The organism is Kitasatospora sp. NPDC038210, from assembly GCF_055600605.1.
The window spans coordinates 105316-120249 of the sequence record NZ_JBVJYK010000021.1 but is presented as its reverse complement, the minus strand read 5'-3'; the positions used below and the strand labels follow the sequence as shown (position 1 = coordinate 120249).

The window sequence follows — 14934 nt, the reverse complement described above, 5'->3', positions numbered from 1 at the left end:
GCCGACCGGATCGGCGTCTCCCAGATGCACGTCTCCCGACTGCTCGCCGCCACCCTGACCCGGCTGCGCGAGCAGCTTGAGGACCAGGACGCCCCGGGATGGGCGGAGCCGCCGCCAGGGGGCACCGCCGGCCCGGAGGGCTGAACCGGCACACCCCCGGTCCCGGCCGGAACGGATTTCCCGGCCGGCACGTGTTTCCCGCCCACCGTGACGGATAGCCGCGTTGCGGGGCTTCGCCGCGAGTCCGTCGTGAAGTCCGACGTGAACGCCGTGAAGTCCGCCGTGAAGTCCGACGTGAATCGTTCGTCGTGAATCGTTCGTCGTGAATCGTCGTGAAGGAGCATGTCGTGTCCCCGAAGGTTTCCGATCACATCCTGGAAAGGCTGCGGGCCTGGGGCGTCGAACACGTCTTCGGTTATCCGGGTGACGGCATCAACGGACTGCTCTCGGCCTGGGGCCGGGCCGACAACCGCCCGGTGTTCGTTCAGGCCCGGCAAAGGAGACCCCCATGACCAGGACCGCAGCCGCACTCTTCGACGTGGACGGCACCCTGCTGGACACCGGCTACCTTCACACCTTGGCCTGGTGGGAGGCCCTGCGGCAGTACGACCGGACGGTTCCCGCCGCCCGGGTGCACCGGGCCGTCGGCATGGGCGCCGACCAGCTGCTGGACCACCTGCTCGGGCCCGACCGGGAGCACGCCGACGACGAGGCGATCGCCCGGGCGCACGACGCCCTCTACGCCCGCTTCTGGCCGGTCGTCCGGCCGCTGCCGCGCGCCGCCGAGCTGCTCCGCGCCTGTGCGGGGCGGGGCTGGGAGGTGGTGCTGGCGAGCTCCGCCTCCGAGCGCGAGCTGACCGCCCTGAGGGGCGCGCTCGACGCCGACGACGCGATCACGGCCGTCACCTCCGCCGACGACGTGGCCGCCACCAAGCCCGCCCCGGACCTCGTCCGGGCCGCCCTGGACCGCGTCGGCGGCCACCCGGACCACGCCGTGTTCGTCGGTGACACGGTCTGGGACGTCGCCTCGGCGGGCCGGGCCGAGGTGCCCTGCATCGCCGTGGAGAGCGGCGGCTTCGACGGGCGTGAACTCTTCGGCGCAGGTGCCGCCGAGGTGCACCGGGACACCGCCGAACTACTGGAGGGCCTGGACGGCAGCCTGCTCGCCCGGCCGTAGAGCTTGACAGTGGCGCCCGGCCGTAGCGCCCGGACCGGGTGTACGCGCCCGGCCGTCAGCAGGCCGCCCCGGCCAGGCGGGCGGCGCTCTCCAGCAGCATCGCGTGCACGAAGGCTGCGGCAGGTTGCCGCGCTGCTGTCCTGTCGGCGAGCCCGGCCCCCCGGGCGGCGAGCGCGTCCGGTGCGTCGGCCAGCCGAGCGGCCGCCGAGTGGGCCACCGCGCGCAGCCCGGCGGCGCAGATCAGTCGGCTGCGCGTCCACCGGCATCGGTCCAACTCCCAGATGCCGCAGTCGGGTTCGCGCCAGCGGCGGGCGATCGTCCCGGCGGCGGTGCGCACCGCGCGGCGGGCGTCGGCGTCCATCCGGCCGTGCCGGGCGGCCGCGGCGAAGAGCAGTCGCCGGAGGGGCCGGCCGGCGCGCCGCGCTCGCCGTCGGCGAGGAGGGCGTACTCGCGCAGACTCGAAGGCTTGAAGGTCCTGACGCCAGCTCCCCGCAGGTCAGTGGAGCAGCGGCAGGACCTGCTCGCGGTAGAAGGCGAAGAAGCCCTCCTGCTCCGGGCCGATCTGGCCGGTGTAGACCTCGTCGAAGCCCGCCTCGACGTAGCCGCGCAGCCGGTCGGCGTGCTCCCGGGGGTCGTTCCCGCAGGTGAAGGACCGGGCCACCTGCTCCTCGGTGACCAACTCGGTGGCCTGCTCGAAGTGGGTCGGGGTGGGGAGGACCTGGGCGAGTTCGCCCGGCAGCAGTTCGCTCGGCCACAGCCGGTGGGCGGTCTTCACCGCCCGCGCACGGTCCTCGGACCAGCAGACCTTGACCCCGCCGAGTACGGGCCCTTCGCCGCCGGCCGCCCGGTAACGTCGTATCAGGTCGGTGTCCGGCCGCATGGTGACGAGCCCGTCCGCGTACCGCGCCGCCGTCTCGGCGGCCTTCGGGCCGAACGCCGACACGTACACGGGCAGGCGGTTCCTCTTCGGCGGGGTGTAGAGCCGGGCGTTCTCGACGGTGTAGTACACGCCGCGGTGGGAGACCTGTTCGCCGGTGAACAGCTCCCGCATCACCGCGACGGCTTCCTCCAGCATCTCGGCCCGCTGCTCGAAGACCGGCCAGCGGTCGCCCAGCACGTGCTCGTTGAGCGCCTCCCCGGTGCCCACCCCCAGCCGGAAGCCCCCCGGCAGCTGGGCGTCGGCGGTGGCCGCCGCCTGGGCCGTCACCGCCGGGTGCAGCCGGACGGTCGGACAGGTGACCAGGGTGGTCACCGGCAGCGCGGTGACCTGGGACAGCGCGCCGACCACGCCCCAGACGAAGGGACTGCTGCCCTGGGCGTCGTTCCACGGGTGGAAGTGGTCGGAGATCGCGAGCCGGGTGAAGCCGGCCCGCTCCGCCAGCCGGGCCTGTTCGACCAGTTGGGCGGGGGTGAACTCCTCGCAGGACAGGAAGTAGCCGAACGCGGTCATGGCAGCCTCGGTTCGTCGGTGCGGTCCCTCGGTCTCCTCCGCCGACGCGGCTAACCGGGCAGCGCCGGGCGAAACCTCACGGCCGTTTCGTCGCACCGGCACCGGGTAGCCGATCTCGTCCCAGGCGCCCACCGGGGGCGCCGTGCAAGCTCGGAGGTGGCCGCCATGGACGCGCGCGAAAGCGGCGATCCGGCCGGAGCGGTCCGTGCACCCGCCAGGCCTGAACCCGACCGGTCGCTCTGCTCCCGGCCGTCGGGCGCACCGGCCGACGACAGCAGGGAGCAGGGCGATGCGGAGAACTACGCCGTCCTCGGCGAGGACTGAACAGGTGCGGTCCGGGACGCCCGGCGCCTCCGTCCAGCCGTTGCGTGCCGTCCGGCGGCCGGCCCGCCACCGCCCGGGCCGCCGCTGGCCCGGCGTCGGACACGGCGCCCGCGCCGCCCGCTACCCGGCCCAGATCGGATGCCGCGGCGGCCTCCGATCCGGCGGCCTTCGAACCGATGCCATCGCCTGAGGAGCGAGTCATGGACGACACACCCCAGGGCGGCGCCGGCGGCGTCCCCCTGCACCACGAAAACGCGCGCCCCGAGGACGTGCGGCGCGAGGAGGACTCGACGTCCGAGCGGCCCCGGGCCGAGGAGCAGCCGGAGGCGGCCGAGGCACCGCACACCGTCAGGACGGTTCGGGCCGGCAAGCCGGTGGGCGAGCAGGCCACCGGACCGCGCCCGTCCGAACGCGAGGACTGAACCGCACGGGGTGGGCCGGGCGCTGCGCGTCCAACCGCACCGGACGTCCAGCCGCACCGGCCCGCGCCCCCGGCGGCCGTCACGTGGACCGGGTGGTCCAGCGGGTCGATGGCTGCCCAGACCCCGCCGGCGGCTCGCACCCCGGCGGGGGGCGGACCTACGCTGGACGCGGAAGCGGACCGGGGCACGGCGCCGAGGACGGCTGACATGCAGGACTTTCCCGAAGTCAACGGCTGGACCGTCGTCCCGCTCAGCGGGGATCTGGACGACTTCGCCGCGCGGGAGGTCCGCGGGCTGCTCGAAGTCCTGCTGGACGGTGGGCCGGCCCGGGTGGTGGTGGACCTCGGGGCTGTCGGCTTCGTCGACTCCACGGGACTCAACGCCCTGCTCGGCGCGGCCCGGCGGGCCCGGGAGGGGCGGGGGGCGCTACGGCTCGCGGCCGCGGCGCCCAGGGTCCGGGACGTGATCGAGTTGACCGGGGTGGAGTCGCTGTTGCCGCTCTACCCGGATGTGGCGGCGGCCTGTGAGTGACGTCGAGCCCCCCGAGACACGGCCCGCCGAGGCAAGGCCCGCCGAGGCAAGGCCCGCCGAGGCACGGCCCGCCGAGACACCGGCCCCCGCCGGGACACCGGCGCCCGGTGAGGAGACGGCCGTGCTGCGTGAGGCAGTGGACCGGCTGCGCGCCGAGGCGGAGGGGCTGCGTCGGGCCATGCGCAGCCGTGGCGTCATCGAGCAGGCCAAGGGCATGCTGACCGAACGGCTCGGCTGCACGCCGGACGAGGCGTTCGCCCATCTGGTACGGCTCTCCCAGGACAGCAATCGCAAGCTGGTGGACATCGCCGCCGGGATGCTCGGGCTCGCGGCCCCGCTGGAGGAGGTCGCGGCCACCGCTCCCGCGCCCCCCGTCACCGCACCGGCTGAGGCTCCGCCCGCGGAGACCCGGCTGGCCCCCGGCCCACCGGGTGCGCCACGGCTCACCCCGGTGCCCGGACTGGCCGCCCGGTACCACCTGGCCGCCTCGGGGCTCGCCAGTGCCGACACCCCCGACGAGCTCGCCCGGCTGCTGCACGAAGTGGCCCTGGCGCCACTCGGCGTTCAGGCCGTGGTGCTCGGGCTGTTGGAGCCGGACGGCGCGTTGGCACTGGTCGGCAGCCACGGGCTGGACCCGCGCCGGGTCAGCCAGTGGCAGCGCATCCCGCCGGAGACGGGCGTGCCGCTGGCCACGGCGGCGCACGGCGGCGGCATGATCTGGGAGTTCGACCAGGACCGTCCCGGGGCGGAACGGCCCGACACCGGCCGGATCGTGCCCGGCCGGAGTGCCTGTGCCGTTCCGCTGCGGCGCGGCGACCGGATCGTCGGCGCGATGAGCCTCGGCTGGGGCGGCCCGCCCGAGCGGGCCCGCGCCGCCACCCGCTACGTGGACGTGCTGTCCCCGCTGGTGGCCGGACACCTGCTGCGGGTGACCGCGGCCGACAGCCGGGAGCCGGGCCTGGTGCTGCCCGGCGGGGAATACTGGTTCCGCGCGGTCATGGACGCCATGTTCGAACCCGTGCTGCTGCTCTCCGCGGTGCGCGAGAGCGTCGGCGGCGGCGCCATCACCGACCTCCGGGTCGCCTACGCCAATCCGGCCGCGAGGGTCGACGCGACGGCCGGCCGAAGGCTCAGCGAGCTCTATCCCGGGCTGGTCGTCTCCGGCGTGTTCGACCGGATCCTGGACGCGGCTGCGACCGGCGTCTCCCAGCAGCTCTGGGCCGAGGACTTCACCGGCACCGACGACGGCGACGCCCTCCCGCTGACCGTGCGGGCGGTGCCCTTCCTCGACGGCGTGCTGCTCACCTGGCGTCCGCGGGACGGCGCGGGGGAGGGGGCGGCCCGGCTCGCCGCGGCCCAGCGGCTCAGCGGCCTCGGGAGCTTCCGCTGGTCACCCGGGGAGCCCGGCCTGGACCTGTCCGAGGAGGCGCTGCGGCTGCTCGGCCTCGACCCCGGCCGCGCGGACGCCGTCCCGCTCGGCGAGGCGCTGCGGTGCGTCGCCCCGGCCGACCGCGCGGCCGTGCTGCTGTTCGCCCGGCGGCTGGCCGGCAGTCAACGGCGGACCACGATGGAGTTCGACGTCGGGCCGCCCGGCGACACGCCGCGCAGGGTGCGAGTCACGGCCGAGGCGACCGCCGACCGGGCCGTCGGCCGGGGCGACGCCGTCCACGGGGTGCTGCAGGACGTCACCTCCTGGCACCGCACCGAGCAGGCCCTGGCGGCCGCCAGGGCGCGACTGGCCGAGCAGCGGCGCCGGGCCGAAGCCGAGCACCGGACCGTGCGGACCCTGCAGACCGCGCTGATGGCCTCACCCGCCGGGCCGGACCCCTCCGCGCTCGGCCTCGATCACGCGGCCCGCTACCTCCCCGCCGAGGACCACCCGCGGGTGGGCGGCGACTGGTACGACCTGGTAAGGCTTCCCGGAGACCGGATCCTGCTCGCCGTCGGCGACGTCAGCGGGCACGGCCTGCCCGCCGCCGTGGCCATGGCCGAGCTGCGCCACGCCCTGCGCGGCCTCTGCACCACCACCGGCCCCGCCGGGGCCCTCGCCCCCCTCAACGCGCTGCTCTGCGAACAGGACGGCCGCCGGATCGCCAGCGTGGTCTGCGGCCTGCTCGACCCGGCGGCCGGCGCCCTCACCTGGTCGGCCGCCGGCCACCTCCCGCCGGCCGTCCTGCGCGACGGCACGGCCGTTCTCGCCGACGGGCCGACCGGCACCGTCCTCGGCGCTGACCCCGGGACGGCCTACCGCGACACCGTGCGGGAACTCGCGCCGGGCGACACCGTCCTGCTGTGGACCGACGGGCTGCTCAACCGCCGCGAGGGCGGAACCGCCCGCGCCGACCCGTTGCTGCGCGCCGCCGAGGAGTCTTCCGCACCCGGCGTGGCGGGCCTCCTCGACCACATCGCGACCCGTCTCGGCGGCCCCAACCCCGCCGACGACAGCTGCCTGCTGGCCGTACGCCTGCGCCCCGACCGTTCCTAAACAGTGTCCAGGAGTGACATTTGCTGCCGGCTCCCGGAACTGCGCGCATCCCGAACGGTGTTGGATGCGCTGGGTTCGCGCGTTCACTGTTCCCCGATCCGACTGCGTGCATCGTGTGCACGCTCCGTGACGGGTGGGCGGGTTCCCTCGCGCCCTCGATCACCCGGTCCGGCCCGGGCGGTCCGATGCCCGCGACGATCACTCCGGTCGTCGTGGGGCGGTGCCGTCCGTCGCCGGATCGGGTACCCGAGGGCGCGTCGCCCGATCGCGACGCTCGCTGCGTCGTGTCGGGACATCTTTCGCTTGTTGCTGGTCAGGGGCTTGCGCCAGTGCTGATCGCCCCACATCGACGTGTACGCCGGGTCGAGCATGGCGGCCGGCCGCCAGCCCCACCGGCTGCGAGGGGTGCCGCGCGGGGTCGGGTCCGGAAGGGTCCGCACCGGGTCCCGGGTGGTCAGGGCGGCCAGGTGCCGCACGTACACGTGGCCCGAGGGGACGGCGGCCACCCGGATCCCGGTGCGGTGGGTGTCGTCGGCAGGTCGGGAACGGCGGCGGACATGATTCCTCCCGGAGGTCCGGAGTGTCCGCCGGGCGGCTGCCCGCAGCGGACCGGCGAAACGCCGACGTTGCCCGGGGACCCGCCCGGTGGATCCGGTGTCCGGCGTGTGCGCCCCCGAACCCCGGGTAGACGCGTGGTCATCGGAACGGCACGGCCTTTGACGAAGGAGGCCGTCGGCTCCACGGCACACGGGGTGCGGCACTTGTACTGCGGTGATGACGACGGCCGCGGGCCATGTGATCGAGACGGCAGTCGAGTACCGTCCTGAGGACGGTGGACGAGAAGGACGAACGAGGCGCGGAGATGGCCGATCTGACGCGGATCGCGCAGGTCATGGTCGAGGCCGTCAACGGCCCGGGCCACCCCTCGTTGCCCGAACGGCTCTGTGTTGCCTGCGTGGAGGCGCTCGGCACGGACGCCGCCGCCATCAGCCTGATGGCCGACACCGGTCACAGGGCCGGGGTCTGGGCGAGCGACGAGCGCGCCCGTCGGCTGGAGGAGCGGCAGTTCAGCCTCGGCGAGGGCCCCGGCGTGGACGCCTTCCGCAGCCGTCTCCCGGTGCTCGTCGACGACCTGCTCGCGTCCGGCGAGAACCGCTGGCCCGTTCTCGGTGGCGTGCTCGCGGCCGAGCGGTACGGCGAACCGCTGCGCCGGGCCTCCGCACTTCCGTTGCAGCTCGGTTCGTCCTGCATCGGGGTCCTCAGCCTCTACCACACCGTCCCGGGGGTTCCCGGGATCGAGGCGACCTCTGATCTCCAGGTCGCCGCGACGACCGTCACCCTGGCCATCGTCGGCTCCTTCGTGGGCACACCCACCGAGGCGCCGGTCCGGCCCTGGCTGGACGACGCACCGCTCAACGGGGTGGAGGTGGACCAGGCGATCGGCATGATCATGGTCCAGCTGGGGGCGTCGGCGACGGAGGCCCTCGACCGTCTGCGCGCCCACGCCTTCGCCCACGACCAGGAGATCGACGAGGTTGTGCGTGAGGTGGTCCGGCGGCAGCTGCGCTTCACTGAGGAGGACCGATGACGGGTGAACGAGGGCTGTCGGCGGGCGTAGCCAGGACGGGGAGGCGGTCATGACACGCGGGGCCCGCGTGAACGAGGCGTTCGCCGGGCTCACCGAATCGCTGATCGGACCCGGCTACGACGCGGTGGAGTTCCTCCACCGGCTGACCGAGGTCTGCACGGTGCTGAGCGGCACGGCCGGGGCCGGGATCATGGTCACCGACCGTCGCGGCGACCTCCGCGACATCGCCTACTCCGACGAACAGGTCCGTCAACTGGAGGCGTTGCAGATCGCCGCCGGCGAGGGGCCGTGCCTGGACTGCCAGCGCACGGGTGAGGTGGTCGTCGAACGCGACCTCCGCCGCGGGCGGGCGCGCTGGCCCCGGTTCAGCGCGACGGCGCTCGACCTCGGCTTCCGGGCCGTGCGGGCGGTGCCGTTGCGCCTGGAGGGGCGGGCCCTGAGCACGCTCAACGTCTTCGACACCCGGGCAGGCGTCGACCCCGGCCAGGACGGCTTCGACGTGGTGCAACCGTTGGCCGACCTCGCGGTGATCGCCCTGCTGCAGCGTCGGCAGGGCCGCGAGCAGATCGCGGCCGAGGAAGTCACCGCCGCGCTCGTCGACCGGACCTCCGTCGAGCGGGCGAAGGGCGTGCTGGCCGAGGTCGGTGGCCTCGACATGGACGCCTCCTTCGAGGTGCTCCGGGCCCACGCCCGCCGAACAGGCACCGGCGTCGCCCACGTCGCCCGCTCGCTCCTCGACGGTCGCAGCGATGCGGTCACCCTGCTGACGGAGTGACGTGACGGGGCTGACGGACTGACGCGACGGCCCGCCGCCCGGTCGACGGGATCGACGGGGCGGCGGGCCGGGGGGCGGCGCGAGCGGGTCAGCGCTGCGGGAAGCGGTGCTGCTCCACGAGGCGGGCGAAGCCCTCCCAGAACGACGGGCCGGCCTGCTCGTCCGGCCCGGGGGCCGCCACACCCGCCAGGTCGGCCGCGGCCCCGTAACCGGCCGCTCCGAACAGCTCGGCGGCGGCGCCCAGCAGGGCCACCGGCTTGCCGTGGCGCAGCGCCTCCGCCAGGAAACGGACGGCGTCCGGGTCGGCGACCAGACCGCCCTCCCCGCCGTCGGGCACGATCACGGCGTCGTACAGCACCGACGCGGTGGTGGGCAGCGGCCGGTCCACCGTCAGACTCTCGCCGTCCCGCGCGGGCACGTGGCCGCCGTGCGCGGCCAGCGTCTCCACGGTGGCGCCGTCGGCGGCCAGCCGCTCGCGCGCGCCACGGACCTGCTCGCCGTACACGCCCGGGGCGATCAGCACGGCGACCTTGCGGGTGCGGATGCCGGCTCCGCGCAGGTTGTCCAGGCTCAGGGCAGGGGAGACCTCCGGACCGGTGGCGGCGTCGCCCGTCGGGCCCTCCTGGGCCCCGACCGGCGTCGCGGGCTCGGGCAGGCCGATGCGCCGGGCGACCTCCGCCGCCAGACCCCGGTCGACGTGCGCCAGGTTGCCGACCATGCGGCGCCGCACCGTCCGGTCGACCACCTTGCCCAGCTCGAAGGAGAAGGCCTCGACGATGTGCCGCTGCTCCCAGTCGGCCATGCTGCGCCAGAACAGCGTGGCCTGGCCGTAGTGGTCGGCGAAGCTGGGGCTGCGCCGGCGGATCGCGGCGCCGTCGATCCGCTCCTGGTAGTGCTCGAAGACGCCGTCGGGCAGTCGTCCGCCGCCCAGGGCTGCCGGGCAGCCGCCGCCGACGGAGTTCGGTGCGTAGCCGGTGCCGGGGTGGACGACCTGCTGGCCGTAGCCGTCACGGTGGTTGTTCCGGACCTCGGCGAGCGGCCGGTTGACGGGCAGCTGCGCGAAGTTGGGGCCGCCGAGGCGGATCAGCTGGGTGTCGAGGTAGGAGAAGTTGCGGCCCTGGAGCAGCGGGTCGTTGGTGAAGTCGATGCCGGGGACGATGTTGGCGGTGTGGAAGGCCACCTGCTCGGTCTCGGCGAAGAAGTTCTGCGGGTTGCGGTCCAGCACCATCCGCCCTACCGGGCGGACCGGCACCAGTTCCTCCGGGACGAGCTTGGTCGGGTCCAGCAGGTCGAAGGGGTAGGCGAACTCGTCCTGCTCCGGGATCAGTTGGACGCCGAGTTCGTACTCGGGGAAGTCGCCGGCCGCGATCGCCTCCCAGAGGTCGCGGCGGTGGAAGTCCGGGTCGCGCCCCGCCGTGATCTGGGCCTCGTCCCAGACCTGCGAGCAGACGCCGAGCAGCGGCCGCCAGTGGAACTTCACGAAGGTGCCGCGCCCGTCCGCGTTCACCAGGCGGAAGGTGTGCACGCCGAAGCCCTGCATCATCCGGAGGCTGCGCGGGATCGCCCGGTCGGACATCACCCACATCAGCATGTGGGTCGACTCGGGCTGCAGCGAACAGAAGTCCCAGAACGTGTCGTGCGCGGAGGCGCCGGTCGGGATCTCGTTCGGCGGCTCGGGTTTGACCGCGTGGACGAAGTCGGGGAACTTGATCGCGTCCTGGATGAAGAACACCGGCATGTTGTTCCCGACCAGGTCGTAGTTGCCGTGCCGGGTGTAGAACTTGGTGGCGAAGCCGCGGACGTCGCGCACGGTGTCGGCGGAGCCGCGCGGGCCCTGCACGGTGGAGAAGCGGACGAACACGGGCGTTCGGCGGTCCGGGTCCTGGAGGAAGTCGGCGCAGGTGAACTCGGCCAGCGACTCGTACGGTTCGAAGAATCCGTACGCGCCGGCGCCGCGGGCGTGCACCACCCGCTCCGGGATGCGCTCGTGGTCGAAGTGGGTGAGCTTCTCGCGCAGCTGGAAGTCCTCCAGCAGGGTGGGGCCGCGGTCGCCGACGCCGAGGGAGTTGTCGGTGTCGTCGATCCGCACCCCCTGGTCGGTGGTGAGCGGTCCGTCCGGGTCGGGGGCGCGGAAGGCGTCGAGCGCGGCGTCCTTGGCGTCGCGGCCGGATGCGTCGGGTGGGGGCCCCGGGTTGCGGGTCCCGTGCTCGGGGTTCTCGGTGACCAGGGGGGCGTGCGGGCGGTGTTCGGGGGAGCCGGGGTTGGCGGGCTGGGTGGGCATGTCGCGTTCTCCATCCTGAGGCCGGGGCTGAGGCTGGGGCTGAGGCCGGTGCCCGAAGCGCCGGGCCGAGCTCTCGCGGTGTGCGTCCGCGAGGCGGCTGCCCGGTGCCGGGGTGGGCAAACGGCCGTCGGCGTCAGCGCGTCAGCAGCAGGCCGGCTGCCGCTTCCGGGCACTCGGCGGTGCGGCAGGCGCTCAGGGTGCAGGGCGGGCAGGCGCCGACGACCTCTCGCTCCGGCTCCGGCACGCGGATCGCGCGGGCGCCCGCGGACAGCGCTGCCACGATCGCCGCATCACTCCGGGCGATCACCGTGACACGGGCCGGCGGCAGGCCCAGCGCCCGGCAGGCCTCCGACACCAGGGCGGTGCCGGGCATGTGGCAGTCGCAGCCGTCGTGCGGGCCGTGCGGGCAGACCGCCCACAGCTCGAACGGGCCCAGCAGGGCCTCCGTCCGGGACTGGACGGCCTCGACCTGCGCGCGCCCGATGACGCCGCGCGCCACGCCCGGCTGGTTGCTGACCACACCGAGTGCCAGCCCCGCCGCGCGCAGGAGCGCGAGCGCGGCGCGGATCCCTGCCGCGGGGTGCACCATGGCGGGGTCGCCGTTGCAGGAGACGTCCTGGATCAGCGTGCCGTCGCGCTCGAACAGTACGGCGCCCGTGGGCCGGCCGGCTGTTCGGCCGTCCCCCCGCGCGCGGTCGGCCGCGGCACGGTCGGCCGAGGCAAGGTCGGCCGCGGGACGGACGGCTGCGGAGCGTGTGAACAGCCAGGGGCCGGGCCGTTCAGCGGGGCCGCTGGGCGGCCTTGGCTGCGGAACGGTCGGTACGGGTTCTGCGAGGTACGCCATGACCCTGCGGGTTGCCGCCGTCGGCGCCCGCAAACGAACCGTCGGTCCGGCCGGTGGGCTCGACGGCCGCGAACGGTCCGAGGCACGATCGGGGCGCGCGGGCGCACATGGGCGAAGCCGGCACGGGCACACGCGACGGCATGGGCACACAACACGTGGAGACGGAGCGAAAGTACGACGGGGCCGCGCTTCCACCGCGGCTCGACGCGGTGCCGGGCGTCCGGGCCGCGCAGCGCGCCGGGCCCCAGGACCTCGACGCCGTCTACTACGACACACCGGACCTGCGGCTCCTGCACCGACACATCACCTTGCGCCGGCGCACCGGCGGGGACGACGCCGGCTGGCACCTCAAGCTGCCGCACGCCGACGACGCACGCCAGGAGGTCCGCCTGCCGGTGGAGAGCGGGGGCCCACGCGACGTCCCGGCCGAGCTGTCGCAGCTCGTCGCGGCCTTCACCCGCGGCGCCGCGCTCTCCCCGGTGGCACGCCTGCGCACCCACCGGTCCCGGCTGCTGCTGCGCGACGACCGGGGGAGCACGCTCGCGCAGGTCACCGAGGACCGGGTCGCGGCGCAGGTCCTCGACGCGGACCGCAGCGCGGAAGTCCGCTCCGGGGACGGGGACGGGAACCGGCACCGGGACCGGGGCACGGACGGTGCCGGGCCGCCGGGCGGGACCGTCGCGGCGGCCCGCGGTTGGACCGAGTTCGAGGTCGAGCTGGAGCACGGCACACCGGCCCTCCTGGACCGCATCGAGGCCGTGTTCACCGACGTGGGGCTGGTCCGCTCGGCCTGGCCCTCGAAGCTCTCCCGGGCGCTCGACGAGTCCCTGGCCGCCACGGCAGCGTCGGCGCCCGCCCAGGCGCCCGGGTCCGCCGGCGCGCTCGTCATGGACGGCTTCCGGCAGCAGGTCGAGGCACTCCTCGCCCTCGACGCGGCCGTGCGCCAGGGCCGGGAGGACTCCGTCCACCGCATGCGGGTCACCGCGCGCCGGCTGCGGAGCCTCCTCAAGGCCCACAAACGGCTCTTCGAACGCGACCGGGCCGAGCACCTGGCCACCGAGCTGCGCCGGCTCGGGCGAGTGCTGGGCCGGGCCCGGGACCAGGAGGTGCTCGGCGAGCTGCTGGTGGATCAGCTGGACGCGCTACCCGCACAGCTGCGCGGTGCCGGTCTCCGCGGCCGGCTCACCGAGCGGTACGCCCGGGGCTACCGCGAGGCCTGGCAGCAGGCCGTCGCCGAACTCGACAGCCGCCGCTACCTCACCCTGCTGGAGGACCTCGACACCTTCGCCGCCGACCCGCCGCTGCGCCGCCGGGCCCACCGCAAGGCGCGCCGGTACCTGGCCGGCACACTCCGGCACGAGCAGCGCCGAACCCTCGAACGCCTCGACCGCGCCCTGCACACCGAACCGGGCCCGCAGCGCGACGAGGCACTGCACCGCGCCCGCAAGGCCGCCAAACGCGCCCGGTACACCGCGGACCACGCGCAGTCGCACATCCCGCGGCGCACGACGAAGCGGGTTTCGAAGTTCGGCGCCCGGATGAAGAGGCTGCACAAGGTGCTGGGCACCCACCAGGACAGCGTGGTGGCCCGCCAGGAGCTCATCGCGCTGGCGAGCGAGGACACCGGCAGTACGTGGCACGCCTTCGGCTACGGCCTGCTCCACGAACGCCACCGGTACGTCGCCGAGGCCGCGGAGCGAAGACTGCCGAAGCTGCGCCGCAGGGCAGGCCGCCGCAAGCTCACCCGCCTGCCCTGAACGCCGTCGCCCGGGCCGCACCGGGGCCCGCCGCACCTCGGGGCCACCTCGGCTGCGGCCGGGCTGCGGCGGGCCGTCGGGCGGGTGGCGGACAGTGGAATCCCCCGCGCCGGGTTTCGGCCGTGTCCTGCTCGCTGTGGGATCCGGGAGCCCACGCGGCCCGGGAACGTCAGCATCCAGCGGGCCGCGGAGCCTCGTCCTCCTCCTCCGTGGGGCAGTGCGCGGATCGGCCCGGCCGCCTGCGCGACGGCGGCCGGGCCGATCCGGGTGGGCTCGTCCGAGTCGCGATCAGTCGCCCGCGCTGAGCCGCCTCGGCGAGCAGGGCCGGCGCGGGACGGCCGAGCGCGGCTGACGCCCGCAGTGCGAGCGGATCACGGTGTCCGGGGGCCGGTCGCAGGAGGCTCGGGGTCGTCGTCCTCGTCCTTGGCCCGGACGTCCGGCGGTGTGGGCGCGGTGATGTTCCGCTGCTCCGAGGACCGCTCGCGCGTTTCGTCGTCGACCTGCGGGGTGTCGTTCTCCTCGGGGACGCTCATGGCGATCGTCCTTCCGTCAAAGTGTCGGCAGGGGTACTTGTCGGGCAGGGGTACTTGTCAGTGGGCAGCGTCAGTCGGACTTGCCGCGCCCGGTCACGAGGTCCCGGGCGCGGTCGACCAGGCCGGTGCCCGCGGTGACCAGCTTGTTGTCGGGGGCGTTCGGGTGGGGCCGGGTGGGCGCGAGCTTCTTGGCCCGCCGGACCTGCTCGCCGAGCTCGTCGAGTCGGGCGGGCGGGCAGGCGTCGGCGAGGGCGGGGAACAGGTTCCGTTCCTCGTCCTGGATGTGTGCCGTGACCTCGCCGACGACCCGGTCGACGAGAACGTCGAAGCGGGCGTCGCCGTGGTCCACGCCTTCGAGTTCCTTGAGGAGCTTCTCCACGGCTTCGTGGTCGGCGACCTCCTTGTCCGCCAGCGCGTCACCGCCGGGGACGTGCTCGCGGACCGCCGGGTACAGGTGCTGTTCCTCGGCGACCGAGTGGCGGACCAGCTCGATGGTGAACTGCTCCACCACGTTCCGGCGCCGTTCGTCGCCCGCGGGCAGCGCCTGGACGCGGGCGAACATCTCCTCGACCTCCCGGTGGTCCGTCATCAGCTCGTTGATCACGTTTCCGCCGTGTCCCATGGGCTCTGCTCCCGTTCTCCACGTGGGCGGTTGTGGACGGATGCCGCGCCCGGTCCGAACGACAGGGCACCGCAGCCATCGCGTATCCCCGCGTTTCGCGAAGGTATGCGACCGGCGAGTGGCGGGTGGTGCGGTCGCCGTGGTC

The 14934-nt window shown here is 74.6% G+C and carries 14 protein-coding genes and 1 pseudogene; 9 read left to right on the top strand and 6 right to left on the bottom strand.

Features of this window, described 5'->3' with window-relative positions:
* Window positions 1–347 precede the first annotated feature (347 nt).
* Window positions 348–494: pseudogene (locus tag ACZ7KX_RS32700) on the top strand (thiamine pyrophosphate-binding protein); the annotation flags it as partial.
* Window positions 495–508: 14 nt separating this feature from the next.
* Entirely contained in the window at window positions 509–1177 is a 669-nt protein-coding gene (locus ACZ7KX_RS32695) for an HAD family hydrolase (RefSeq protein ID WP_470329620.1), read from the top strand.
* A 55-nt stretch (window positions 1178–1232) separates the two neighbouring features.
* On the opposite strand, the gene ACZ7KX_RS32690 is transcribed toward ACZ7KX_RS32695, so the two are convergent.
* Together ACZ7KX_RS32690 and ACZ7KX_RS32685 are read right to left on the bottom strand one after the other, a co-directional pair.
* Window positions 1233–1538, bottom strand: coding sequence for a hypothetical protein (locus ACZ7KX_RS32690; protein ID WP_470329619.1), 306 nt, complete (start codon window positions 1536–1538; stop codon window positions 1233–1235).
* A gap of 135 nt (window positions 1539–1673) precedes the next feature.
* Window positions 1674–2627 (bottom strand): TIGR03557 family F420-dependent LLM class oxidoreductase, encoded by a 954-nt coding sequence (locus ACZ7KX_RS32685; RefSeq protein WP_470329618.1) that lies wholly within the window; start codon window positions 2625–2627, stop codon window positions 1674–1676.
* Between the two features lie 165 nt (window positions 2628–2792).
* On the opposite strand from ACZ7KX_RS32685, the gene ACZ7KX_RS32680 reads away from it, so the two are divergent.
* The 6 genes from ACZ7KX_RS32680 (at window position 2793) to ACZ7KX_RS32655 (ending at window position 8752) form a co-directional block, all read left to right on the top strand.
* Window positions 2793–2951 (top strand): hypothetical protein, encoded by a 159-nt coding sequence (locus ACZ7KX_RS32680; RefSeq protein ID WP_470329617.1) that lies wholly within the window; start codon window positions 2793–2795, stop codon window positions 2949–2951.
* Window positions 2952–3151: 200 nt separating this feature from the next.
* Window positions 3152–3373 carry a hypothetical protein gene (locus ACZ7KX_RS32675; RefSeq protein WP_470329616.1) on the top strand — a complete coding sequence of 74 codons (222 nt, stop codon included), beginning with the start codon at window positions 3152–3154 and terminating at the stop codon, window positions 3371–3373.
* A gap of 207 nt (window positions 3374–3580) precedes the next feature.
* A complete protein-coding gene (locus ACZ7KX_RS32670; RefSeq protein ID WP_470329615.1) occupies window positions 3581–3904 on the top strand; it encodes an STAS domain-containing protein in 324 nt (107 codons plus the stop codon).
* 121 nt (window positions 3905–4025) lie between these two features.
* Window positions 4026–6389 (top strand): SpoIIE family protein phosphatase, encoded by a 2364-nt coding sequence (locus tag ACZ7KX_RS32665; protein WP_470329614.1) that lies wholly within the window; start codon window positions 4026–4028, stop codon window positions 6387–6389.
* Window positions 6390–7221: 832 nt separating this feature from the next.
* The gene (locus ACZ7KX_RS32660) at window positions 7222–7977 is read left to right on the top strand and encodes a GAF and ANTAR domain-containing protein (protein WP_470329613.1); all 756 of its coding nucleotides are present in this window, start codon (window positions 7222–7224) and stop codon (window positions 7975–7977) included.
* Window positions 7978–8026: 49 nt separating this feature from the next.
* Window positions 8027–8752: a GAF and ANTAR domain-containing protein gene (locus ACZ7KX_RS32655; RefSeq protein ID WP_470329612.1), complete on the top strand. Its 726-nt coding sequence runs from the start codon at window positions 8027–8029 to the stop codon at window positions 8750–8752.
* 88 nt (window positions 8753–8840) lie between these two features.
* Here the strand turns inward: ACZ7KX_RS32655 and ACZ7KX_RS32650 are convergent, their stop codons facing one another.
* Window positions 8841–11033 carry a catalase gene (locus tag ACZ7KX_RS32650; RefSeq protein ID WP_470329611.1) on the bottom strand — a complete coding sequence of 731 codons (2193 nt, stop codon included), beginning with the start codon at window positions 11031–11033 and terminating at the stop codon, window positions 8841–8843.
* A gap of 133 nt (window positions 11034–11166) precedes the next feature.
* Window positions 11167–11877 carry an HAD-IIIA family hydrolase gene (locus tag ACZ7KX_RS32645; protein WP_470329610.1) on the bottom strand — a complete coding sequence of 237 codons (711 nt, stop codon included), beginning with the start codon at window positions 11875–11877 and terminating at the stop codon, window positions 11167–11169.
* A 140-nt stretch (window positions 11878–12017) separates the two neighbouring features.
* On the opposite strand from ACZ7KX_RS32645, the gene ACZ7KX_RS32640 reads away from it, so the two are divergent.
* Window positions 12018–13634 carry a CYTH and CHAD domain-containing protein gene (locus ACZ7KX_RS32640; protein ID WP_470329609.1) on the top strand — a complete coding sequence of 539 codons (1617 nt, stop codon included), beginning with the start codon at window positions 12018–12020 and terminating at the stop codon, window positions 13632–13634.
* A 371-nt stretch (window positions 13635–14005) separates the two neighbouring features.
* On the opposite strand, the gene ACZ7KX_RS32635 is transcribed toward ACZ7KX_RS32640, so the two are convergent.
* Both ACZ7KX_RS32635 and ACZ7KX_RS32630 read right to left on the bottom strand, forming a co-directional pair.
* Window positions 14006–14167, bottom strand: coding sequence for a hypothetical protein (locus ACZ7KX_RS32635; protein ID WP_470329608.1), 162 nt, complete (start codon window positions 14165–14167; stop codon window positions 14006–14008).
* A 70-nt stretch (window positions 14168–14237) separates the two neighbouring features.
* Window positions 14238–14789 (bottom strand): hemerythrin domain-containing protein, encoded by a 552-nt coding sequence (locus ACZ7KX_RS32630; RefSeq protein WP_470329607.1) that lies wholly within the window; start codon window positions 14787–14789, stop codon window positions 14238–14240.
* Window positions 14790–14934: the final 145 nt, after the last annotated feature.

Coding starts and splice junctions, on each gene's coding strand:
- ACZ7KX_RS32630 (WP_470329607.1), bottom strand. CDS start 14,789: ATGGGACACGGCGGAAACGTGATCAACGAGCTGATGACGGACCACCGG.
- ACZ7KX_RS32685 (WP_470329618.1), bottom strand. CDS start 2,627: ATGACCGCGTTCGGCTACTTCCTGTCCTGCGAGGAGTTCACCCCCGCC.
- ACZ7KX_RS32675 (WP_470329616.1), top strand. CDS start 3,152: ATGGACGACACACCCCAGGGCGGCGCCGGCGGCGTCCCCCTGCACCAC.
- ACZ7KX_RS32635 (WP_470329608.1), bottom strand. CDS start 14,167: ATGAGCGTCCCCGAGGAGAACGACACCCCGCAGGTCGACGACGAAACG.
- ACZ7KX_RS32670 (WP_470329615.1), top strand. CDS start 3,581: ATGCAGGACTTTCCCGAAGTCAACGGCTGGACCGTCGTCCCGCTCAGC.
- ACZ7KX_RS32695 (WP_470329620.1), top strand. CDS start 509: ATGACCAGGACCGCAGCCGCACTCTTCGACGTGGACGGCACCCTGCTG.
- ACZ7KX_RS32645 (WP_470329610.1), bottom strand. CDS start 11,877: ATGGCGTACCTCGCAGAACCCGTACCGACCGTTCCGCAGCCAAGGCCG.
- ACZ7KX_RS32680 (WP_470329617.1), top strand. CDS start 2,793: ATGGACGCGCGCGAAAGCGGCGATCCGGCCGGAGCGGTCCGTGCACCC.
- ACZ7KX_RS32640 (WP_470329609.1), top strand. CDS start 12,018: ATGGGCACACAACACGTGGAGACGGAGCGAAAGTACGACGGGGCCGCG.
- ACZ7KX_RS32655 (WP_470329612.1), top strand. CDS start 8,027: ATGACACGCGGGGCCCGCGTGAACGAGGCGTTCGCCGGGCTCACCGAA.
- ACZ7KX_RS32690 (WP_470329619.1), bottom strand. CDS start 1,538: ATGGACGCCGACGCCCGCCGCGCGGTGCGCACCGCCGCCGGGACGATC.
- ACZ7KX_RS32650 (WP_470329611.1), bottom strand. CDS start 11,033: ATGCCCACCCAGCCCGCCAACCCCGGCTCCCCCGAACACCGCCCGCAC.